The sequence below is a fragment of the Halorhabdus sp. SVX81 genome (genome assembly GCF_029207715.1).
Classification (GTDB): Archaea; Halobacteriota; Halobacteria; order Halobacteriales; family Haloarculaceae; genus Halorhabdus.
In genome coordinates this window covers 1,784,403-1,805,411 of sequence record NZ_CP104322.1, presented here as the reverse complement: position 1 = coordinate 1,805,411, position 21,009 = coordinate 1,784,403, and the positions used below count along the sequence as shown (strand labels likewise).

Genomic DNA, 21,009 nt, shown 5'->3' with positions numbered 1-21,009 from the left:
CTCAGTGACCGCCGGCGTGATCAGTCGGCTCTTCGGCGAGCGCTTTCGGGACGAGCCACCGGGTCAACACGAGCAACACACCGAGGGCAAGCAGGCTCACCAGCAGTAGGATGACGGCAGCTTCCATAGTAACGGGTTCGACGCCCCTGAACAAAACACTGGTGGGTACTGGGGGCAGTCGGTACTGGATGGCGAGGTCTTCACAGCATCTCCCGAAGCGAGCCAAGCGGCGGGAACTCCAGGGTTTCGGCGGCCGCCTCGTCACGGATGATCGGCCGGAACGCGCCCGCGTTCCGGATGAACGGCGAGTGAAAATCTGCGGCGCGCATCTCGTTGATCCGGACGCCAGCGACCAGTTCGTTGAACGATGGCAGGACGACGACGTCACTCCCCCGGTAGGCGTCGACGCCATGGAGGTAACACGGCCGCCTTTGGCCCTCGATCTCGATGGCCGGGTGATCGTGGCCGATCAGGTACCGGTCAGCCGATCGTTCGGGCGGGTCGTCACCGTGGAGGACGACGGTCTCGCCGTCGGCGAGGGCGTAGCTGTCGGGTGTCGGCCCGTCCCAGACAGCATCGAGCAGCACGTCGTGGTTCCCGGGCGTAATGATCAGGTCTGCGCCGTGGTCGGCGACGGATTCCCGGAGGTCGTCGAACGCCCGTGCGACGCCGGGTGGAAGCGAATCGAACGAGTGCAACGCGTCGCCGGCGATCACGACTTCCGCGGGGTCGTGTGCCTCCAGCAGGGTCCCGATTCGATCACACATGGACGCGTCCGAACCGAGCGACAGCTCGACGTTCGAGGATCGTTCCCGGCCGAAATGCAGATCCGCGACGACGAGCGTCTCGCCGACGATCACGGCCCGGTCCCGAAACGTCGGTTCCATCACTACGCCATCGGCGACCCACGGGCGTAAGGGTGTCGTCGGGATTCGACCGAGACGAAACGGGAATCGCTCGGGGACGCAACTCCGGGGTTTTTTACCCAGCGCTCCCAGGGTTCGGACATGATCGACGTCCTCGACAACAAGCGGACGGCGACCCGCTTTCGGATCCTCGTCGAGATTGCCGAACGCCAGCCGGCGGTAAGCCAGGGCGAGATCGCCGACGCCGTCGGCGTGACGAGCCAGGCGGTCAGCGAGTACATTCGCGAACTCGTCGAGGACGGCTTCGTCGAGAAAGAGGGGCGCTCGCGCTATCGGGTCACCAACGAGGGCGTCGACTGGCTGTTCGGCGCGGCGACGGACGTCCGACGGTTCGCGGATCATGTAACCGAAGACGTCCTCGGGAGCGTTCAGGAGGACGCCGCGATCGCCCTCAAGCCCGTCAACGAAGGCCAGACCGTTACGCTCTCGATCGCCGATGGCCTCCTCCAGGCGCGGCCGGGCGACGGCGAGGCGACTGGTGTGGCAACGACGGACGCCGAGGCGGGCGAGGTCGTGGGCGTCACTGGGTTCGAGGGCGTCATCGATCTCGAACCGGGGGAGGTTACTATCCTTCAGGTGCCGCCGATCCGTTCGGACGAGGACCCGCCGCTCGATCGGCTCACGGACGCGGTCGAGACTGCTGACCTCGTCGCCGCGGCGGGTGTCGAGGCCGTCGGCGCGCTCCGTCGGATCGACCACGAACCGGCGACACACTTCGGGGCCGGGGAGGTCGCCGCCGACGCAGCGAGTCGCGGCCTCGACGTCGTCGTCGTCGCCACGACTGACGCGGTCGGGCGGGTAACCGATGCCCTCCGTGACAGCGACGTGTCCTACGCAGTCACATAGCTGGTTCCAAAGCCTTGAGAGGCGTCGAGCCGAACCGTCAGGTATGAGTGATATCGAAGCTGCTGTCGACGAATTCCTCGACGAGTACGACGCGGCCCGCGAGGACTACGACCGTGGGTACACTGATGCCGACGCGACCTTGCGGCTGATCGAATCGCACGTCGAGGAGTTACGCGACACTGTCGAGTGACGCCCGAGACATCGCGCGACACTGTCGAATGACGCCCGAGATACTCGCGGTGCGAACCAGTCGGAATGTGGCGCGTGATACCACGGAAACCAGCGTGAGTGCCGGAAACGCCGTCGTTTTACGGACTGATCCGCTATCGGCTTTCAATGAGTCAGGAGAGCGAGCGTTCCCCCGGCGATCTGACTGCGACGGGGATGGCGCTCAGACACGACCGCGAGTGGGACTACGAACTCGACCGGATCAGCGAGGCTGTCGAGGAGCGAAACGCCAACAGCGTCGGCTTGCAGTTCCCCGAGGGACTCAAGCGCCGCGGCCCCGCCGTGGCCGACGATCTCCGGCGGACGCTGCCCGACGACGTGACGGTCATGCTCTCGGGCGAACCCTGCTATGGGGCCTGTGATCTGGACACTGAACTGATGCGCCACAGTGAGGTGTTCGTCCACTTCGGGCACAGCCCGATGAACGAATCCGAACAGATCATCTACGTACCCCTGTTCTCGAACGTCGACGTCTTCCCGATCATGGAGGAGTCCCTCGCGGAGTTCGAGGACCCCGAGGAAGACGAGGACATCGGGCTGGTCACGACGGCCCAGCACATGAACAAGTTCGAGGAGATGCGGGAATTCCTCGAAGAACGGGGCTATACGGTCCACACCCGACGCGGCGACGAGCGACTGACCCACGAGGGCCAGGTGCTTGGCTGTAACTACGCCTCCGCGGACGTCGAGGCCGACCAGATCCTCTACGTCGGCGGCGGGAAGTTCCACCCGCTGGGTCTCGCGATGGACAAACCGGAGAAACACATCGTCATCGCCGACCCCGTCAACAACGTGGTCGACATCGCGGACGCCGACGCGCTGATCAAACAGCGCTACGGGGCGATCCACCGCGCGATGGACGCCGAGACGTGGGGCATCATCTACTCGACGAAGATCGGCCAGGGTCGCCTCGAACGCGCCCGCCAGATTGTCGAGGACAACGACGACGCCTACCTGTTGACGATGAACAACGTCACGCCCCAGAAGCTCACTAACTTCGGGCTGGACGCCTACGTCAACACCGCTTGCCCGCGGATCACGACCGACGACGGCCCGCAGTTCAAACAGCCGATGCTCACACCCGGCGAGTACGAGATCGCGATGGGCGAGAAACCGATGGACTCGCTCAGCTTCGACACGTTCCACGGCACCTGGTGAGCCGGTCGGCGAGACGCTGCAGTCCGCTTCTCTGCGTGACCGGAGACACGTCGTGGAGTACTTCACGGGCCCGCCCGAACGAGGCCCATGAAACGAACGCTCGAAGAACACGCCGCCCGGTTCGACGAGCAGGCCGACTCCTACGACGACGGCAACTCCCCCGAGTACCGGGCGTGTGCTAATCTGGTGATCGAACACGCCGATCCCGACGATGGCGATACCGTGCTCGACTTGGGGACGGGCACCGGCGCGATTGCCCTCGCACTGGCTCCAGCGGCCGGCCGCGTTATCGGCCGCGACATCAGCGAGGGGATGCGCGAGCGGGCCCGACAGAAGGCCGCCGATCGCGGTTTGGAAAACACCGAGTTCGGTGAGGGTCGCTTTCGCGAGCCCAACCTGCCCGACGACGCCGACGTGGATGTCGTCGTCTCGAACTTCGCCCTGCACCACCTCAGCGACGCCGAGAAACGCGAGGCGATCGAGACCATCGCCGGTCTGGACCCGGCGCGGTTCGTTCTTGGCGACGTGATGTTCTTCGGGGCGCCGGACCCCGACGAGCCGTTTTACTCGCCGGAAGTCGACGATCCGGCGACCGTCGGGACGCTGGTCGACGCGTTCACTGATGTCGGGTTCGCCCTCACGGCTGTCGAGCGCGTCCACGACCAGGTCGGCGTGCTGGTCGCCGAACGAGTACCAACGGGGACAACTGGCGAGGGTGGCCAATGAAGCACCTCCCGAAGCACTTCAGGCAGCGCTGGCGATATCTCGCAGTCGAACTCGAAACCTGGTCGGACGCCGACTTCGATCGCGGCGCGTTCCAGCGACACCTCTGGTTTGCGGCCCAGAACCTGCTCGGAGATGTCGGCTCTGCGGCGGTCGATCTTTCCGTCGTTCGGTTCGAGCGAGTGGGGCCAACCGGCACAGCGATCATCCGAACACGCCGGGGGGAGGTCTCCCAAGCGCGGGCAGTCCTCGCCACGCTCGAATCCGTCGATGAGGACCCAGTGGGACTCCGCGTCCGGGGCGTCAGCGGCACCGTGCGTGCGTGTGAGGAAAAGTATTTAAGAGGGCGACCGGAACCCACCGAGCACGACGACGTCGCCTTTGCGGGAACCGATCGACCTGCAGTGATCCGGGCTGGCCGGGTGGATGTACACGTCGACGACGGGTTCGTCGGGGCGACGCAACGCGATCTCTCATAACGATGCAGGGACAAAATCAACAGCAGGCCTACGACCGCGGTATCACCATCTTCTCACCCGACGGCAGACTCTACCAGGTCGAGTACGCCCGGGAAGCCGTCAAGCGCGGAACGGCGAGCATCGGCGTTCGGACCGCCGACGGCGTCGTCCTCGTGGTGGACAAGCGCATCCGCTCACCGCTGATGGAGCGCGATTCCGTCGAGAAGATCCACAAGGCCGACGACCACATCGGCATCGCCAGCGCGGGCCACGTCGCCGACGCCCGCCAGCTCATCGACTTCGCCCGCCGACAGGCACAGCTCAACCGGCTCCGATACGGCGAGGCGATCGGCGTCGAGACGCTCACGAAGCAGGTCACCGATCACGTCCAGCAGTACACCCAGATCGGCGGCGCGCGCCCGTTCGGCGTCGCGCTGATGATCGCCGGCGTCAGCAACGGCGAGCCGTATCTATACGAGACCGACCCATCGGGCACGCCTTACGAGTGGAAGGCACTCGCGATCGGTGCCGACCGTGGGGCGATCCGAGAGCACCTCGAAGCCAGCTACGACGAGGACATGACCCTGGAGGCCGGCGTCGGGCTGGCACTCGAAGCGCTTGCGTCGGTCGCCGACGGCGGCCTGACCCCGGAGGGTGTCGGCATCGCGACGATCCCCGTCGAGGACGCACAGTTCCACGAACTCACCGACGCCGAGACGGAGGCGTACCTCACCGATCTGGACTTGCTCGCTACAGACGAGGATGACGCAACCGCGGACGACGATCCGGACACGACGGCAGACGAGGGAGACACTGACGACGATTCAGTCGACGAGTAATCGACCGAGGGGAGTGTTGAATTCACGCGATCACGACGGACTCACGAAGCGGTGGGCCGAAGCGACGGTTCCCGCGGGACTTACATGCTGTTGTCTTGGGCGACGAGCAGGTCGAACGGCGTGTCGGCTGGCTCGTCATCCGGCGTGAGGTAGCCAGCCGCGAAGGCCGTATACACCGTGCCACCGTCGAGACTGACGTCGAAGTCGGCGGCGACGTCGCCGTCGTTCGTATCGGTATCGCCACGGATCTCGACCGTGTAGTCACCGGCTCCGACAGTCGTGTAGCCAGAACCCCCGAACGGCACGCCGTCGAAGAGTACGACATCGCCGCCAGCGGCTGTCACGTCGACAGCGGGCGCATCCGGGGAGGCATGAACGACCCTGAGGCGCGCCTCGTCGTCAGCAACGTCGGAGTTGTCGTCCTCGAGGACGAGGGGCGCGAACGGTTCGTCCGCATCCTCGCCGATCTCCCCTGTCGCAGCGACGGTGTAGTCAGTGTCCTCGGCAACGGTGACCGCCCCCGAGAAGACTTCGGTATCGGGGGAGCCAGCGGGCGTGATCGTCACGTCGTGTTCCTGGGCGGGGACCGACAGGTACGTGCTGACTGCCCCGAAGGGCACGTCCCCAAGTGCGACGTCGCCGTTGAGGTAGACGTCGACGTTTGGCGCGTTCGGGGACATGTGTGCGACGCGAAGCCGACCCTCGGCTGGCTCGGGTTCCGGGGCAGCACCGCGGCCACTGGGCGTGGTGACGAGAAGGTTGAAAGGCGTCGCGGCTGGCTCGTCGTCGGGGGTGAGATAGCCCCCCGCGAAGGCCGTGTAGCTCTGTCCGCCTTCGAGTGTGACATCAAATTCCGCTGCGACGTCGCCGTCGTTTCCGTCCGTATCGCCGCGGACCTCGACGGTGTAATCGCCGGCATCCACGGTCGTGGTTCCGGCTGCGCCGAACGGGACACCGTCGAACAGCACGACGTCACCGCCGCCAGCAGTCACGTCGACGGCGGGTGCGTCCGGGGACGCGTGAACGACCGTGAGACGAGCCTGATCGTCGGCAACGTCGGACGTATCGTCTTCCAGTACGAGGGGTGCGAACGGCTCGTCGGCGTCGTCGCCGATTTCTCCGGTCGCGGCGACGGTGTAGGCGGTGTCGGCCGCGACGGTTACGGACCCGTTGAAGACTTCGGTGTCCGGCGAGCCAGCGGGCGTGATCGTCACCGTATGCTCTGTAGCAGGCACAGAGAGGTATTGACTCACTGCACCGAAGGGCACGTCTTCGAGTGCTACCTCGCCGTTGAGATAGACGTCGACGTTCGGTGCGTTCGGCGACATGTGGGCGACACGGAGTCGTCCCTCCCCCGGATCGGATTCGGTCATCTCCGAATCCGTCTCGGTCGGTTCGGGGTCGTCCATCGTCGTCTCGTCATCCGTCGTCGTCTCCTCGTTCCCGTCGCTACAGCCTGCGAGGCCGATAGTCGTCGCCGCACCCATACTCAACAGCAGCCGTCGCCGTGTCGGCGTTTCATCTGTCATGTGCGTCTCTGCCTGAGACTGACAGTATATTAACAATTTTCGTGATTTAGACTCAATTTCGTCGAGAATCTCCCGAAATTCCGTTCGAGGAGTGGTCTCGCTTCCGAATTACTTTCGAGAGATTTGAGTCTAAGTTACCAAAATCCCTATTTCGCTGGTTCGGGTACGTCGAGTAATGAGGCTAGCGCGGCGTCTGGCAACCACCGACCCATCGGGCGGAGCCGTTCGGAGTTACCGCAATGGTTGCCGCAATGTCGGGCGATCTGTGGGTTTGCGACCGGTGGATTATTCTATCGTGGCATCAAACGAACGAGCGTATGGAGGCGGTCCTCTGGCAGACGCTCGCGGGGACGCGCGGCGGTCCCAACAGGGTCCGTATCCTCAGTGCGCTGGACGACCGGCCGCGAAACGCCAACCGCCTCGCCGAGGATCTCGATCTGGCGTACAACACGATTCGCCATCACCTCGACGTCTTGGAGGACAACGACATCGTCACGAGCGCCGACGAGAGCTACGGGACGGTCTATCTGCCCAGCGAGCGGGCGCGACAACACTGGGGGACGATCGAGGATATTATTTCCCAGGTGGAACAATGAGTCAACGACAGAGACACGGAAGCATGGCACGGCGACCGGCCGAGGGTGACAGATGACGCTCGTACTCGACATCGCACGGCTGGCAGCGGTGACAAACATCATCCTGTTGAGCGCGTTGATCGCCGTGTGGGGCCAGCTGTACCGCAAGATCAGATCCACGTTCACCCTCGGGTCGATCGTCTTCGCCGGGTTCCTGCTCGCCGAAAACCTTCTGGCGCTGTGGTATTACTTCAATCCGACGCCCGGGTTACCGCCGTTCGCCGTCGAGATCATGATGGTCCTCCAGGTGCTGGAAGCGTTCGCCATCGCGACGCTGTTGTATATCACCTGGCAGTGAGTCGGCGTGGCCGGCGTCTCCTCGGCAGCGAGTTCGGAAACACCTTTTACTCGGCCCGAATAGGAGTAAGATATGATATCCCTTGACGAGGCTGTCACGGCCCGTCTGGAAACCCACGGCGAGCGCTTCGAGGTACTGGTCGATCCCGACGCGGCCTTATCCATCAAGCGCGACGACTTCGAGGGCGACCTCGAGGACGTCATCGCCGCCGAGGACGTCTTCGAGAACGCCTCCCGGGGTGATCGACCGCCGGAGAACGCCCTCGAAGAGGTCTTCGGGACGACCGAGCCCCTGGAGATCATCCCCGAGGTCATCGAGCAGGGGGAGATCCAGATCACGGCCGAGCAACGCCGCGAGATGCAGGAGCGCAAGCACCGTGAACTCGTCCAGCGGATCACCCGCAACGCCGTCAATCCCCAGATGGACGACGCCCCCCACCCGCCCGACCGGATCGAGTCGGCCCTTGAGGAGGCGGGCTTCCAGGTCGATCCGATGGAACCAGTCGAAAATCAGGTCGACGACGCGCTCGACGCGCTCAGGCCGGTGATCCCGATCCGATTCGACGAGGTAACCGTCGCCGTGCAGCTGCCACCCGAACACGCCGGCAGCGGCCAGGCACAAATCAGGGAGTTCGGTGACTTAGAGAGCGAAGAGTGGCAAAGCGACGGGTCGTGGGTCGGCGTGCTCACCTTCCCCGCTGGCCTCCAGAATGACTTCTATGGACTCGCCAACGAGGTTTCCAGCGGCGAGGCCGAGACGCGGATCATCAAAGACGAAGACGACATCAAAACCCGCTGAATTCAGGACAGTGCGGCGGCCCCAACCAGGCAACGATGCGGTTCACGTGGCGTTTCAGGGAGTCAACAACGCGATGAACTGGTCAGTCATCGATCGCTTCCGACGGCCCGAGTACACCGGCAGGAACCGCTGTATTCCGTGTACGATAACCAATGGCGTTTTCGGCCTCCTGATCGGCAATGCGGCGTTCGTCCTTCTGATGGGACTGGAATACCCGCCGACCGTCGCCGTCGGTGCTTTCATCGCCGTGATCGCGGGGTCGGCCGTCCAGATCTGGCTCCGTGGCTACTTGATTCCAGGGACGCCAACGCTCACGAAGCGATACTTCCCACCGCGGTTGCTCCGGGCCTTCGGGAAGGAACCGTTCGTTATCGATGGCGTGGGCACACTTAGCACGCTCGACGTCGACTCGCATCTTCGCGAGGCCGACGCGGTTGCATCAGCAGACAGCGAGGACCGCTATCTCACGGACGGTTTCACAACGGCCTGGCGAAGTGCGATCGACGAGCTTTCGGACAGCGAGACGACTGCGGGGACGGTTTTCGATCTCGACGGCGAGATCCGAATAGCGGAGACTGACCGGTCCGTGACGCTTACCCTGGATGGTCGTCCCTTCGGTCGATGGGTGTCACGGGCCGCACTCCTCGCGGATCTCGGGGCCGGCCAGGTGCTCGCAAACCAGTATGGCGGCTGGACGGCGCTCTCGACGGCTGAACGTGGTCAGGTCGTCTCCGAGCTGCGACGGCATCTCGATATCTGTCCCGCGTGTGGCGGCGAGACATCGCTCGATACGCAGACAGCCACCTCCTGTTGTCGGGAGTACGAGGTCGAGACAGTCTCGTGTGACGCCTGTGGTGTCCGACTTTCCGAATCGCCCGTCGACGCCGCCCCGTAACTCAAAAACGCCGAACTTGAGCGATCCACGGCCTGGATTGCCCGCTATCGCTTGGTTGGCTTCTTACGGTAGTCCGTTAGTAACTTCATAAGGCTTATGCGCGCGTTGGCAGTTTCCTTGCCTAATGAGCGCTCGGAGGGTTCCTGTCCCATGAGTGGATTAGACGACTATGTCACGGAGGATTCGCCAGCCGGTCGTGCCGTCGAATGGCTCTTTCGGTGGGGTCATTGGCTGGTCATCGCCGGCCTGTTCGGCTTCATGTTCTGGGTGCGGGGCAGAACGTGGGGTCGATTCGTCTCCGACGGCAAGATTCTCTTTAGCGGAAACGACCCCTGGTATCATCTGCGCCAGATCTCCTATACCGTCTCGAATTGGCCCTCGACGATGCCGTTCGATCCCTGGACGGAGTTCCCTTCCGGGACGTTTGTCGGCCAGTACGGGACGATCTTCGATCAACTGATTGCAACGGCAGCACTCGTCATCGGCCTCGGGAATCCAAGCGACGAGCTGGTTCGGCTCGTCACGCTGTTCTCACCGGTCGTCTTCGGCACGGCGATTATCGTGCCGACGTACTATCTTGGCAAGCGGATGGGCGGCCGGATGGCCGGTATCATCGCCGCAATCGTGCTTGCGCTGTCATCGGGCGTCCTCCTTCAGCGGAGCCTCGTGGGGGCTGCTGACCACCAGGTCGCTGAAGCCTTTTTCCAGGCGATTGCCGTGCTCGGCATTGTGATTGCCGTTCGTGTTGCACAGGAAGAAAAGCCGGTGTACGAACTGTTCGTCGAGCGGGACTGGGAAACGCTTCGCCGGCCACTGGGCTGGGCCGCGGTGGGTGGCGTCGGGCTGGCGTTATATCTCTGGACCTGGCCGCCGGCGATCCTTCTTCTCGGAATCCTGGGCGTCTACGTTACGATTCAGCTCCCGATCGTCTATCTCCGGGGCGAAAGTCCCGAACACGTCGGGATATCCACTGCGACCATCTTTTTGGTAGCTGGTGTACTCTCGCTGCTCTCGATTCATTCGTTCGATCTCAATATGGTTCAACTCTCTCTCGCCCAGCCAGGGCTCGCCTTTGCGGGTGTCGCGTGGTCGATCGGATTGACCTGGCTAGCGCGGGAGTGGGATCGTCGTGATCTCAACGCCTGGCTGTACCCGACGACGATTTTCGGTGGGCTTGGTGTGAGTGTTCTACTGTTCGCACTCGTTTTGCCGGATCTGTTCTGGTACTTCTTCGATCAGCTGCTCCGGTTCGTCGGGTTCGCCTTCAACCCACACACGGAATCGGCCGGTACTGTCGCTGAGGTCGCGCCGATAAGTGGGGGTCTCGATACACTTTGGAGATGGTACGGAGCAGCCCCGATCATCGCCGGTGTCGGCGTCGGGATTGCCCTCGTCCATCAGTATCTCAGCGACGAACTCAAGCCGGAGTTGCTGTTCGTCGCGGTGTGGTTCCTGTTCATGCTCGCTGCGGCGTTCACTCAGTCACGCTTTGGCGTCTACCTCACGGTCCCGGCCGCGACGCTGACCGCGCTGGTGGTCTCGTGGCTGTTCCGGACACTTCATTCGGCCGCTGAGAGTAGCGATCTCGAAACGTACCAGGTCCTGACGATACTGAGCGTGGTAATCGCCGTTGTCTTGCCGATGGTCGTGGCCTCTCCGACCGTGCTGGATACCTCAGACCAAAACGGTCCCGGTGCCGTTGCTAACTGGCAAAGTAGCCTTGACTGGATGAGCGAGAACACGCCCGCCCAGGGCAACTACGGTGGGGCCGGCAATGCAGAGGAGCTCGACTTCTACGGTACCTACGAGCGAACTGACGACTTCGAGTATCCGGACGGAGCTTACGGCGTGATGTCATGGTGGGACTACGGGCACTGGATCACCCAGGAAGGCGAACGCATCCCGGTCGCCAACCCGTTCCAGGGCAACGCTAAGGAGGCCGCAGCGTTCCTCCTTGCAGGGAACGAATCCCAGGCTGGCGACGCACTCGATGTCGTGAGTGAAAACGAGTCGGATGCAGCGCCCCAATACGCGATGGTCGACTGGAAGATGGCCACGGCCAACGGGGCCCCCTGGGCAAACTATGCCTGGGGGAAGTTCTTCGCGCCGTCGGCCTTCCTAGACAACGTCTCGACGTCGGATTACTTCCGACCGGTGCATGCGGGGATACAGGCCGGTGACCGGTCTTCGTATGTGCGACAGTACTATACGGTCCAGAAACAGGCCTACTACGAGTCCATGGTCGTCAGACTCTACCGGTATCACGGTAGCGCCGCCTCGACCACCGATGTCCCAGGCGCCAACACACAAGGCCGGATTCCGGTCGTCGACTGGGAACAAACGCAGGTCGAGTTCCAGGACGGCACGGCGGGAACCTGGAATGTTCCCGCGACAGACCAGAACGGAACCGCTCAGGCACTGCGATGGTTCAACAACCGAAGCGCAGCCGAAGCCTACGTCGCTGAGGACGGGACGGCCCAGATCGGCGGCCTCGGGAAGATCCCGAGTGAGCCAGTCTCCGCCCTGGAGCACTACCGGCTGGTGCAGGTGAGCGATTCGAGTCAGAACCCGATCATGGCGAGCCAGCCAGGGTTACTCTTGCTCGCCCAACGGAACGCCCAGAATCAGCAGGTACAGTACCAGACAGGTGTCGGCACTCGAACCCTGTTGAGTGGGACTCTTTCGGAGCCCTACAGTGCCTGGACAAAGACCTTCGAGCGTGTCCCGGGTGCGACCGTCGAGGGGACTGGGCCAGCAAACACGAACGTCACGGCCTCGGTCGAGATGGAGATGCCCAACGCGAACCAGACGTTCACCTACCGCCAGCACGCCGAGACCGGCGGGGATGGCGAGTTCACCATGACGCTGCCGTACTCGACGACGGACTACGACGCGGTGAGCACCGAGGACGGCTATACGAACGTCAGCGTCCGTGCGAATAGCTCCTACGAGTTCCAGACCCCGCCGACACAGGAGTCGACGAACGAGAGTATACGGTATACCGCCTACACCGACACGGCGGACGTCTCCGAAGAGCAGGTCGTCGGTACCGACGAGTCGGCCGTCGAGGTCGACCTGACCGAGTCAGTCCTGTTCGAACAGGATCTCAACACGTCGGAGGGCGATTCGACAAACGAGACGGACGGGAACGCGACAGACGGCTCCGAGACGAGTGATCCGGCCGACGGTTCGACGAACGAAACTGGCACTAACACGACCGAAGCGGTCGCACCCGTTGTCGCCGGTGATGCGGCCATTGCCCGAGCGGTTCCCACTGGATACTGAATCGTGTCTTCCCGAGAGCAACCACGGACCACGTCGACGACAGATGTCCGGGCCTGGATCGTGATCTACCTCAAGGGCGTCGCGATGGGTGCGGCCGACTCGGTACCGGGCGTCTCGGGGGGGACGATCGCGTTTATCACCGGGATCTACGAGCGGCTCATCAGTGCGATCGCCGGACTCGATCCCCGCGCAGCCAGACACCTGCTTCGGATCCATCACACGAATGGCCGCCAGGCGCTGATTCGTCGGCTGCTTGCCATGGACGTGCCATTCCTGGTCGTTCTCGGGTCAGGCGTCTTGACGGCGCTGGTGATCGTCTCGCGTGTGATGCACGCCGCGTTGAACGGGGCCCGGGCACTCACCTTTGCCTTCTTCTTCGGGTTGATCGCCGCCTCGGCGGTCGTCCTCTACGAGAACGTCTCCGTCGGGACGCCCGGCCGAGTCGGGGCTGCTGTGGTCGGCTTTGGGCTGGCGTTCGTCGTCTCGGGCGTGACTGCCGGCGCGACGTACTCACACGCGTTGCCGGTCCTCTTCGTCACGGGGGCAATCATGATCACCGCGATGATCCTGCCGGGTGTGTCGGGTGCCTTCATGCTGTTGTTGCTGGGGCAGTACGATTATCTGACGGGTGTCCTCAAACAGTTCGTCGACAGTCTTCTCGGGTTGGTAACTGGGAATGCGTCTCTCGGTGGCGTTCTGGATCTGGCAACGACGGTAGCCGTCGTCGGGATCGGCGCGCTCGTCGGCTTGCTCTCGTTCGCCCGGGTGATCCGGTGGGCGCTATCCACCTACCGGGTAGCCACGTTGACGTTCCTCGTTAGCCTCATGGTCGGGGCGCTACGGCTGCCAGTCGAAGAAGTCCTCGACAACACTGCCACCTGGAGCCCGACGACGACATTTCTGACGCTGCTTGCGGCGGGTGTCGGGGCCGGGGCGGTGCTCGTTCTCGACCAATACACTGGGTCGCTGTCGTATTGACGCGATCGCTCGCCGGGAGTCGGTAGCGTTTTCCCCACGCTGGGCCAGACAGAGCGTATGCGCGTCCTCAACTATCTCGAACTCGAACCCTATCTTGGCCCCAGCGGGATCCGAACCGCTGCCTCCCAGCAGCGCGCGGCTCTGGCGACCACGGACGTCGACGTCGTGACGTCGCCGTGGGACGGCCGGAACCCGGCGACTGCAGCCGTGAGTAATCTCGGTGACGGATCGCTGTGGGCTGACTTCGATGTTGCCCACGCGAACCTCATCGGTCCGGGATCGATCGCCGTCGCCAAGCACGCACAGCGCCACGACATCCCGCTGATTTTACACTCACACGTCACCCGCGAGGACTTCCAGGAGAGCTTTCGGGGATCGAACCTGGTTTCGAAACCCCTCGGCTGGTATCTTCGGTGGTTTTACTCCCAGGCCGACCTCGTCCTCTGTCCCAGTGAGTACACCCGCCGCGTGCTCGAATCGTATCCCGTCACGGCCCCAATCAAGCCGATGACCAACGGCGTCGACTTGGAGAACCTGGAGGGCTACGAGAAGTTCCGGGCGTCCGCCAGAGAGAAGTATGACCTTGATGGCGTCGTCGTCTTCGCCGTTGGGCAGGTCTTCGAGCGCAAGGGACTGAGCACGTTCTGTCGGGTCGCCCAGGAGACGCCGTACGATTTCGCGTGGTTTGGCCCCTACAGCACGAGCCCGCTGGCATCGAAGACGGTGCAACGCTGGACAGAAGAGCCGCCGGAGAACGTCACGTTCACCGGCTGGATCGACGACATTCGCGATGCGTTCGGTGCGGGCGATATCTATCTGTTCCCCACGAAGACCGAGAACCAGGGGATCGCCGTCCTCGAAGCGATGGCCGCCGAGAAGGCCGTCGTCATCCGGGACATCCCGGTCTTCGAGGAGTTCTTCACCGACGGCGAGGACTGCCTGAAAGCCGAGACTGACGCGGAGTTCCGCGAGGCGGTCGAACGGCTTGCGGAGGATCCCGACCTCCGGGAGCGGTTGGGTTCGAACGCCCGTGCGACGGCTGAGGAACACAGCCTCGATCGCGTCGGCGAGGAACTCGTCTCGGTCTACGAGGCGCTGCTTGCGGGACGGGATCCGACCGAGGGCTACTCGTAGCGTTGAAGGACAATCGAGACGCCAACTACTAACTACACCCACGGAGACAGGTGTACGCATGGATCGATATTCGGGCAGGCATCGGTTGGTGATTCGCTGGACAGGAGCGTGGGACCATGGTCGCTGAGGCGGGATATTTCGCGATCGAGATACTCGTCGTCGCGTTTGCCGGCGGTGCGATCGGGGCCGCCATCGGCGGGATGGCAGCGCTGGGCCTCTCGGGATTGGTGATCGTCGTCGGCGAGGTCGCCAATGCGGCTACCGGTGCCGCGACGGGAAGCGCTGGGGCGATCGGACTCACGTCCCAGATCGGGTACGGCCCCGCGCTCGGCCCGCACGTCGCCTTCGCCGGTGGCGTCGCGGCTGCCGCGTATCTCGGCCGCCACGAGGAGCCCGATTCGTTCCCCTATCACCGGGCCAAGGACATCTTCACGCCGAACGGCGCGCGGGTCGATGCGTTGCTCGCTGGCGGGGCGTTCGGCGTGATCGGCTACTGGCTGGCCGCACTCGTCCGGACTTTCGCGCTCCCAGTCGATCCGGTCATGGCAAGCGTCCTGGTCTCGGGATTGTTGGCCCGGATCGCCTTTGGCTATCCGCTCGTGGGATCGATCAGCGAGGGCCTGCTGGACATGTCGCCCTACGAGCGCGGCGAGATCAGGACGGCACTCGAAGGGCACGACGAGGCTGACCCGACGCGACTGGCCGTCGAGCCGTGGGTCCCACACCAACAACGGTGGCTCCAGCAGGCACTCCTCGGCATCGTCGTCGGGGTGTTTGGGGCCTACGTGACGTACGTGACCCAGCGGTATTATCTCGTGTTCGGTCTCGCGATGGCCACACTGACGATCACCGTCGCCGGCGTCGATCGGTTCCCGATCGTCCATCACATCGCATTCCCCGCCGGCATCGCCGCACTCTCGATGCCAGCCATGGGGATCGAAGTGGCGCTTGCACTCGGTGCCGGGTTCGGCCTCGCCAGCGCAGTGATCGCCGAATTCAGTGGCCGTATCCTCTATGCGCACGCCGATACGCACGTTGACCCGCCCGCGTTCGCCATCGTAGTGACGACGCTCGTGATCGGGTTGCTGACGGCTGCCGGGATCTTCGAGCAAGGGCTCATCCCGGCATTCTAGCACGCAAAAGAGGGATACCGAAACTCGCTCCCGGAGGCGCCCGCGGGATGTTTACGGTTACAGTTCTTCAATCGGGTTGTAACTCCCGTTGATGTCCCACTCGTGGAGACAGTGAGGGCTGCCGGTCCAGTCGTCGTCGCGGGCGGCCCAGACGCCACGGTCGTCGTCCCAGACTTCCTTGCGCCCACATCGTTCACACTTACGCTCGTTCGGGGGAGCGATTCGAATCATGGATAGGTCGACGGGACGGATCGACAAGAATGTCTCGGGTCAGCGAATCGATGCCTACAGTTCAACGCTGCCCGGATTGAGGCTACAGGACCGGAGCAACTCCCCAGTGACGTCATAGACCAGCAGGGTCTCCTTCTCGAAGCGAACGCTATCGTCGTCGATGACAATTTCGATCCGGTAGCGGCCGTCGTTGGTCTCGGCGGCATCGACGATGTCCGTTACGTTCGCCACCTCGGTATCGAGTTCACAGATGAACGCGCCGGTGAGGCGTTCCGCGATGCTTAGTACACCTCGCTGTCCCTCACGCTTGCGAAACGCGACATCGACGTCCTCATCCTCGAGTGTCGATCCTCCGTCGTCGGTCAATTTCTCACGGAGGAGGCCGGCGACGCCACTGTACTCAATTCGCAACGTCGGGACATCGGGCGCGTCGGGGCTCCCCCCGGCCGGGATGGCAGTCAGACTGAAGTGTTCGCGCTTCATCCGGTAGGTAGTGGTATGTGTTCGAATAGCATGAAGGTGACGGCGACGTCAGGTTCGGCCGGTTGGCTGGAACACAGGGGCGTGGCCGCTCCCGGGAGGCTTTCGGACAGGTGACTCTCGACCCGACAACCAAACGGCGTCCGAATTTAAGTACCTGGACTCGTTATCCGCAATAAGGATCGGCGTCGGGCGCGTCGAACGTGACCGAACGATGTCAGAACCGGAGCACCCTGGGGATCACGATGCTGCTACGTCCACTGACAGAGCCGCGCGAACGGCTGAGGAAGCCGGAGAGCTCGGTCCATTGGGATCAGCGAAAAACTGGCTCGTCCGGGTCGCGCGTGTGCTCTCAGGTTCACAGGTGGCCGTCGAGAATTACGATCCTCATCGACACGAACGTCTCACGGATTTTACCGGCCTTCCGGGGATGGACGAGATCGAGCGGTACTGGCTGAATGCCCCCTATGCGTTCGCCTCGATCAATTACGACCCGGAGCGGGACGAACACCGCTATCACGTGGTCGAGCCGGGACTCGACGACTTCGAGCGGGAACTCCTGGAGCGATTGTTCGAGGACGTCCGTGATCCGCTGTTGTATCGCGCCGACGTCGATGAGGATCCGGAAGGGGCATTGCTCGCGGAACTACGGGAGCGACTCGAGGAGTACGGTGTTGACGTCCGAATCGAGACCGTCCACCGGCTCTTTTATTATCTGTTCAGGGAGTTCCAGGGCTATGGGAAGATCGACCCGCTGATGTACGACCCCGGGATCGAGGACATCTCCTGTGATGGGGCGGGGCTACCGATCTTCATCTATCACGATAGCTACACCGACATCGAGACGAATATCACCTACGACGCCGAGGCACTCGAGAACGTCGTCGTCCAACTCGCCCAGCGCTCGGGCCGGCACATCAGCATTGCCGACCCGGTCGTCTCGACGACGCTGCCGGATGGCTCGCGGATCGAACTCGCGCTGGGAACGGAAGTGACGCCGCGAGGGTCGGCGTTCACGATCCGGAAATACGCCGAGGATCCGTTCACGCCGATCGACCTTCTGGAGTATGGCACGTTCAATCGGGAGATGCTCGCGTATCTTTGGCTCGCGATCGAGCACAACAAGTCGTTGCTGTTCGCCGGCGGGACCGCGGCCGGGAAGACGACCTCGATGAACGCGGTCTCGATGTTCATTCCGCCGCGGGCGAAGGTCCTCACTATCGAGGACACCCGTGAACTCTCGCTATATCACGACAACTGGCTCTCCTCGGTTACCCGCGAGCGCTTCGACGAGGACGACATCTCGATGTATGACCTCCTGCGATCCGCGCTGCGCCACCGTCCGGAGTACATCGTCGTCGGTGAGGTGCGTGGTGAGGAGGCGATCACGCTATTCCAGGCGATGAACACGGGTCACACGACGTTCTCGACGATGCACGCCGACTCCGTCCAGACGGTCATCAATCGCTTAGAGAACGAGCCGATCAACGTCCCGCGGCCGATGGTCCAGAGCCTGGACATCCTGGCTGTCCAGGTGTTGACCCGCCAGGGTGACGAGCGCGTCCGCCGGGCGAAGACGCTGGCGGAGATCGAAGGTATCGACCAGCGGACGGGTGAACTCGACTACGCCAACGCCTACGAGTGGCAGCCAAACCAGGACGGCTACGCCCAACGGGACTCCTCGTTGCTCGAAGAGATCCGCGAGGAGCGCGGCTGGAGTCAGGCGGAACTCCTCCGGGAGCTCGAAGACAGAGAGCGGTTCCTCGCTCATCTCCAGGCGGAGGGTGTGTCGGATTACCGCCGGTTCACGTCGTTCGTCAACCGGTACTACGCCGACAAAGACGCCGTGCTCTCTCGGATCGAGGGAACAGCCACCACGGAGCCATGAGCCTCACGGGATACCTGCCGCTGGTCGCCGCACTCGCACTCGCCGGAGCGCTCGCGCTGACCCGCGTTAGCCCCCGTGTCGACCGCGTATTTACGCGGATCGCCCGACAGTATTTCAGCCAGCACATCGGCGAGTCACCCGCTCGAAAGCGCATGCTGGCCTCGGCGTACCTCGAGACGACCTACCGGGTGTACGCAGCCAAGACGTACCTCTATACGGCACTGGCAGCGCTCATCGGGGGGACCGTCGGGGTATATTTCATCGGCGGGGCGCTGGTGGTGATCCCGACAATCGCCGCCGTGCTTGCGGATCTCCCCTCGGTCATGGGTGACGTGCTGGGCAACCGAAACCTCGAAATCGTCCTCCCGCCCGACCAGGTGTTTCTCGTCCTCACGATCGGCGGGGTCGTCATCGGTGGGCTCTCCGCGGTCGTGACTTATGTGGCACGCTGGCAACTCCCCGCCGGCGACGCCGAGGTCAGGCGACGCGGCATCAACGCGGCCCTCCCCCGAACAGTCGCGTTCACCTACGCCCTGTCTCGTGGGGGACTCGCGTTCCCGGACGTGATGCGAACGCTCGGCCGGAACCGGGAAATCTACGGCGACGCGGCCGACGAGATGAGCGTCGCTGTCCGGGAGATGGATATCTTCGGGACGGACATGATCTCGGCGATCAGACGGACAGCCCACCGGAGTCCGAGCGACACCTTCCGGACATTCGCCGAGAACCTCGCGAGCGTCCTCGCCAGTGGCCAGCAGATCCCGCAGTTTCTCGAAGACCAGTACGACCGCCTTCAGGCGGAGACCGAACAGCGCCAGGAGGAAGTGCTGGAACTGCTTGCAACCATCGCCGAAGCGTACGTCACGACGCTCGTCGCCGGCATCCTGTTTTTGCTCACGATCCTGTTGGTGTTCGGGCTGACGGTGACAGATACCCTTCCGTTCTTGCAACTGCTCGCGTATCTCATCGTCCCGCTGTCGAATGCCCTGTTTGTCGTCTTCCTGGTGCAGAAACTCGAGGAACTCGGCGTCGCCCGTGAGAGCGGCGTGGGAACCCTCAAGAGCGCCGCTCCGGACACAACTGCACCCGAGACGACGACGGCGACCGCGGACGGCGGGCATCTCGCCCGGCTGTCGGCTGGCCGGTCCCAACTCGCGTTGTACGACCGGATCAGTCGATTCAAGCGTGTTCTGCGCCGTCCGATCCAGACGATCATCTGGAATCCGACCCGGATCTTCTATCTCACTGTGCCGATCGCGCTGATATGGCTGGTGATTCGCGGGCCGGCCGCCATGACCGACTACGGGTTCAACCTCCGGTACGCCGACGATGTGATCGTCCAGATCACGATCTTTTTGATCGGCTCGTTCGCCATCGTCCGGGAGATCTACTCCCGGCGAATCGACCGGATCGAGGCCGCAACACCCGAGTTGCTCGAACGGCTGGCGAGTCTCAACGAGGCGGGGATGTCCTTCGTCGAAAGTCTCGATCGGGTTCGGGACTCGGATCTTGGCGTCCTGACTGACGAAGTCGACCGCATTTGGACTGACATTTCGATGGGTGCCAACGCGACCGATGCGCTTCGTCGGTTCGGGCTGCGGGTCCGAACGGCCTCGATCGCCCGGGTCGTCACGCTGCTCACCCATGCGATGCGGGCGAGCGGACGGCTCGGCCCAGTCTTGCGGATCGCGTCCTCGCAGGCGCGTGCGGATCTCAAACTCCGCCGGGAACGCCGCCAGCAGATGTTCACCTATCTGGTCGTGATCTACGTCTCGTTTCTGGTCTTTCTGGTCATCATTTTCGCCGTCGAGGAGGTGCTCGTCCCGAGCTTACCCGACAACGTTCCCGTCCCCGAGTCCAATCGCCTGGGCGTCGACGTGACTGCCTTCGCCCGGCTCGGGCAGGTCAACAAGCCGGCCTACACGCTGATCTTCCTTCACGCCGCGTTGATCCAGGCAGTGCTCTCGGGCTTCGTCGCCGGCCTCCTCGGCGAGGGGACGCTCAAGGACGGCGCGAAACACGCGGCGATCTTGCTTTCGATCGCCTACGTCGCAATCCTGCTCGTGACCTCGCCCGTGGCATCGCTGACCATCCAGGATCAGGAGACGCTCGGCGATGGGGTCACGATCGGCTCGGTCTCCACCTCTGAAGGTGGGTTCGTGGTGATCCATGAACGCACAGCCGACGGGGCGATCGTGGGTCATACCGGCTACCTGCCGCCGGGTGAGCACACGAACGTTCGCGTCCAACTCGACGAGTCTATCCAGCGCCAGACGACACTCGTGGCCGTGCCGCATATTGATACGAGCGGCGACAACCGCTTTACTATCGGCATCGACCAACCGTATGCGACGGGCGGTGATCCGGTGGCCGTCGACGCCCAAATCACACCGGTGGAACGCGAGACGAGCCAGTCGCTTGGCCGCGAGTCCGCGCTTTCGGCTCAATCGACGAATGGGTTGGCGCTGGCGTCGTGGGGAGCGTCGCCGATATGAATCGAGCCCAGCGCGCCGTTCTGATTGACGCTCAGGGTCGGCTTCGCCGGTG

At 63.4% G+C, this 21,009-nt stretch carries 21 protein-coding genes; 16 read left to right on the top strand and 5 right to left on the bottom strand.

The window, feature by feature from the left end; translation table 11 throughout:
- Window position 1: 1 nt before the first annotated feature.
- Complete coding sequence (locus SVXhr_RS08950) at window positions 2-127, bottom strand: hypothetical protein (protein WP_275736869.1); 126 nt, start codon at window positions 125-127, stop codon at window positions 2-4.
- A 73-nt stretch (window positions 128-200) separates the two neighbouring features.
- Window positions 201-887: a metallophosphoesterase gene (locus SVXhr_RS08945; protein WP_275736868.1), complete on the bottom strand. Its 687-nt coding sequence runs from the start codon at window positions 885-887 to the stop codon at window positions 201-203.
- Between the two features lie 120 nt (window positions 888-1,007).
- Here SVXhr_RS08945 and SVXhr_RS08940 point away from each other — a divergent pair, with 120 nt between their 5' ends.
- The 6 genes from SVXhr_RS08940 (at window position 1,008) to psmA (ending at window position 5,178) form a co-directional block, all read left to right on the top strand.
- Window positions 1,008-1,772: a MarR family transcriptional regulator gene (locus SVXhr_RS08940; protein ID WP_275736867.1), complete on the top strand. Its 765-nt coding sequence runs from the start codon at window positions 1,008-1,010 to the stop codon at window positions 1,770-1,772.
- A 43-nt stretch (window positions 1,773-1,815) separates the two neighbouring features.
- On the top strand, window positions 1,816-1,962 hold the full coding sequence (locus tag SVXhr_RS08935) for a hypothetical protein (protein WP_275736866.1): 147 nt from the start codon (window positions 1,816-1,818) through the stop codon (window positions 1,960-1,962).
- A gap of 146 nt (window positions 1,963-2,108) precedes the next feature.
- A complete protein-coding gene (gene dph2 / locus SVXhr_RS08930) occupies window positions 2,109-3,158 on the top strand; it encodes a diphthamide biosynthesis enzyme Dph2 (protein ID WP_275736865.1) in 1,050 nt (349 codons plus the stop codon).
- Between the two features lie 87 nt (window positions 3,159-3,245).
- Window positions 3,246-3,884: a class I SAM-dependent methyltransferase gene (locus SVXhr_RS08925; RefSeq protein ID WP_275736864.1), complete on the top strand. Its 639-nt coding sequence runs from the start codon at window positions 3,246-3,248 to the stop codon at window positions 3,882-3,884.
- Window positions 3,881-4,360 (top strand): Rpp14/Pop5 family protein, encoded by a 480-nt coding sequence (locus SVXhr_RS08920; RefSeq protein WP_275736863.1) that lies wholly within the window; start codon window positions 3,881-3,883, stop codon window positions 4,358-4,360. Before SVXhr_RS08925 ends, SVXhr_RS08920 begins: the two co-directional genes overlap by 4 nt.
- 2 nt (window positions 4,361-4,362) lie before the next feature.
- A complete protein-coding gene (psmA, locus tag SVXhr_RS08915; RefSeq protein WP_275736862.1) occupies window positions 4,363-5,178 on the top strand; it encodes an archaeal proteasome endopeptidase complex subunit alpha in 816 nt (271 codons plus the stop codon).
- Between the two features lie 80 nt (window positions 5,179-5,258).
- On the opposite strand, the gene SVXhr_RS08910 is transcribed toward psmA, so the two are convergent.
- Window positions 5,259-6,707, bottom strand: coding sequence for a DUF4397 domain-containing protein (locus SVXhr_RS08910; protein WP_275736861.1), 1,449 nt, complete (start codon window positions 6,705-6,707; stop codon window positions 5,259-5,261).
- Between the two features lie 317 nt (window positions 6,708-7,024).
- Here SVXhr_RS08910 and SVXhr_RS08905 point away from each other — a divergent pair, with 317 nt between their 5' ends.
- The 8 genes from SVXhr_RS08905 (at window position 7,025) to SVXhr_RS08870 (ending at window position 15,863) form a co-directional block, all read left to right on the top strand.
- Window positions 7,025-7,303, top strand: coding sequence for a winged helix-turn-helix domain-containing protein (locus tag SVXhr_RS08905; protein WP_275736860.1), 279 nt, complete (start codon window positions 7,025-7,027; stop codon window positions 7,301-7,303).
- A 52-nt stretch (window positions 7,304-7,355) separates the two neighbouring features.
- A complete protein-coding gene (locus SVXhr_RS08900) occupies window positions 7,356-7,640 on the top strand; it encodes a hypothetical protein (RefSeq protein ID WP_275736859.1) in 285 nt (94 codons plus the stop codon).
- Window positions 7,641-7,712: 72 nt separating this feature from the next.
- Window positions 7,713-8,438 (top strand): ribosome assembly factor SBDS, encoded by a 726-nt coding sequence (locus SVXhr_RS08895; protein ID WP_275736858.1) that lies wholly within the window; start codon window positions 7,713-7,715, stop codon window positions 8,436-8,438.
- 73 nt (window positions 8,439-8,511) lie between these two features.
- Window positions 8,512-9,333, top strand: a complete 822-nt coding sequence (locus tag SVXhr_RS08890) for a hypothetical protein (protein WP_275736857.1) — start codon at window positions 8,512-8,514, stop codon at window positions 9,331-9,333.
- 150 nt (window positions 9,334-9,483) lie between these two features.
- Window positions 9,484-12,618 carry an oligosaccharyl transferase, archaeosortase A system-associated gene (locus SVXhr_RS08885; protein WP_275736856.1) on the top strand — a complete coding sequence of 1,045 codons (3,135 nt, stop codon included), beginning with the start codon at window positions 9,484-9,486 and terminating at the stop codon, window positions 12,616-12,618.
- Between the two features lie 84 nt (window positions 12,619-12,702).
- The gene (locus SVXhr_RS08880) at window positions 12,703-13,596 is read left to right on the top strand and encodes a DUF368 domain-containing protein (RefSeq protein WP_275740912.1); all 894 of its coding nucleotides are present in this window, start codon (window positions 12,703-12,705) and stop codon (window positions 13,594-13,596) included.
- Between the two features lie 57 nt (window positions 13,597-13,653).
- Complete coding sequence (locus SVXhr_RS08875) at window positions 13,654-14,730, top strand: glycosyltransferase family 4 protein (protein WP_275736855.1); 1,077 nt, start codon at window positions 13,654-13,656, stop codon at window positions 14,728-14,730.
- 116 nt (window positions 14,731-14,846) lie between these two features.
- Complete coding sequence (locus SVXhr_RS08870; protein ID WP_275736854.1) at window positions 14,847-15,863, top strand: hypothetical protein; 1,017 nt, start codon at window positions 14,847-14,849, stop codon at window positions 15,861-15,863.
- Window positions 15,864-15,920: 57 nt separating this feature from the next.
- Here the strand turns inward: SVXhr_RS08870 and SVXhr_RS08865 are convergent, their stop codons facing one another.
- Window positions 15,921-16,094 (bottom strand): HEWD family protein, encoded by a 174-nt coding sequence (locus SVXhr_RS08865; protein WP_275736853.1) that lies wholly within the window; start codon window positions 16,092-16,094, stop codon window positions 15,921-15,923.
- Window positions 16,095-16,148: 54 nt separating this feature from the next.
- On the bottom strand, window positions 16,149-16,577 hold the full coding sequence (locus tag SVXhr_RS08860) for a DUF5793 family protein (protein WP_275736852.1): 429 nt from the start codon (window positions 16,575-16,577) through the stop codon (window positions 16,149-16,151).
- A gap of 211 nt (window positions 16,578-16,788) precedes the next feature.
- Here SVXhr_RS08860 and SVXhr_RS08855 point away from each other — a divergent pair, with 211 nt between their 5' ends.
- Both SVXhr_RS08855 and SVXhr_RS08850 read left to right on the top strand, forming a co-directional pair.
- Window positions 16,789-18,462, top strand: coding sequence for a type II/IV secretion system ATPase subunit (locus SVXhr_RS08855; RefSeq protein WP_275736851.1), 1,674 nt, complete (start codon window positions 16,789-16,791; stop codon window positions 18,460-18,462).
- On the top strand, window positions 18,459-20,957 hold the full coding sequence (locus SVXhr_RS08850) for a type II secretion system F family protein (protein ID WP_275736850.1): 2,499 nt from the start codon (window positions 18,459-18,461) through the stop codon (window positions 20,955-20,957). Before SVXhr_RS08855 ends, SVXhr_RS08850 begins: the two co-directional genes overlap by 4 nt.
- Window positions 20,958-21,009 lie beyond the last annotated feature (52 nt).

Bases quoted from the DNA above. Each gene is read 5' to 3' on its own strand.
- SVXhr_RS08950 (WP_275736869.1), bottom strand. From the start codon at position 127: ATGGAAGCTGCCGTCATCCTACTGCTGGTGAGCCTGCTTGCCCTCGGT.
- SVXhr_RS08945 (WP_275736868.1), bottom strand. From the start codon at position 887: ATGGAACCGACGTTTCGGGACCGGGCCGTGATCGTCGGCGAGACGCTC.
- SVXhr_RS08940 (WP_275736867.1), top strand. From the start codon at position 1,008: ATGATCGACGTCCTCGACAACAAGCGGACGGCGACCCGCTTTCGGATC.
- SVXhr_RS08935 (WP_275736866.1), top strand. From the start codon at position 1,816: ATGAGTGATATCGAAGCTGCTGTCGACGAATTCCTCGACGAGTACGAC.
- dph2 (WP_275736865.1), top strand. From the start codon at position 2,109: ATGAGTCAGGAGAGCGAGCGTTCCCCCGGCGATCTGACTGCGACGGGG.
- SVXhr_RS08925 (WP_275736864.1), top strand. From the start codon at position 3,246: ATGAAACGAACGCTCGAAGAACACGCCGCCCGGTTCGACGAGCAGGCC.
- SVXhr_RS08920 (WP_275736863.1), top strand. From the start codon at position 3,881: ATGAAGCACCTCCCGAAGCACTTCAGGCAGCGCTGGCGATATCTCGCA.
- psmA (WP_275736862.1), top strand. From the start codon at position 4,363: ATGCAGGGACAAAATCAACAGCAGGCCTACGACCGCGGTATCACCATC.
- SVXhr_RS08910 (WP_275736861.1), bottom strand. From the start codon at position 6,707: ATGACAGATGAAACGCCGACACGGCGACGGCTGCTGTTGAGTATGGGT.
- SVXhr_RS08905 (WP_275736860.1), top strand. From the start codon at position 7,025: ATGGAGGCGGTCCTCTGGCAGACGCTCGCGGGGACGCGCGGCGGTCCC.
- SVXhr_RS08900 (WP_275736859.1), top strand. From the start codon at position 7,356: ATGACGCTCGTACTCGACATCGCACGGCTGGCAGCGGTGACAAACATC.
- SVXhr_RS08895 (WP_275736858.1), top strand. From the start codon at position 7,713: ATGATATCCCTTGACGAGGCTGTCACGGCCCGTCTGGAAACCCACGGC.
- SVXhr_RS08890 (WP_275736857.1), top strand. From the start codon at position 8,512: ATGAACTGGTCAGTCATCGATCGCTTCCGACGGCCCGAGTACACCGGC.
- SVXhr_RS08885 (WP_275736856.1), top strand. From the start codon at position 9,484: ATGAGTGGATTAGACGACTATGTCACGGAGGATTCGCCAGCCGGTCGT.
- SVXhr_RS08880 (WP_275740912.1), top strand. From the start codon at position 12,703: ATGGGTGCGGCCGACTCGGTACCGGGCGTCTCGGGGGGGACGATCGCG.
- SVXhr_RS08875 (WP_275736855.1), top strand. From the start codon at position 13,654: ATGCGCGTCCTCAACTATCTCGAACTCGAACCCTATCTTGGCCCCAGC.
- SVXhr_RS08870 (WP_275736854.1), top strand. From the start codon at position 14,847: ATGGTCGCTGAGGCGGGATATTTCGCGATCGAGATACTCGTCGTCGCG.
- SVXhr_RS08865 (WP_275736853.1), bottom strand. From the start codon at position 16,094: ATGATTCGAATCGCTCCCCCGAACGAGCGTAAGTGTGAACGATGTGGG.
- SVXhr_RS08860 (WP_275736852.1), bottom strand. From the start codon at position 16,577: ATGAAGCGCGAACACTTCAGTCTGACTGCCATCCCGGCCGGGGGGAGC.
- SVXhr_RS08855 (WP_275736851.1), top strand. From the start codon at position 16,789: ATGTCAGAACCGGAGCACCCTGGGGATCACGATGCTGCTACGTCCACT.
- SVXhr_RS08850 (WP_275736850.1), top strand. From the start codon at position 18,459: ATGAGCCTCACGGGATACCTGCCGCTGGTCGCCGCACTCGCACTCGCC.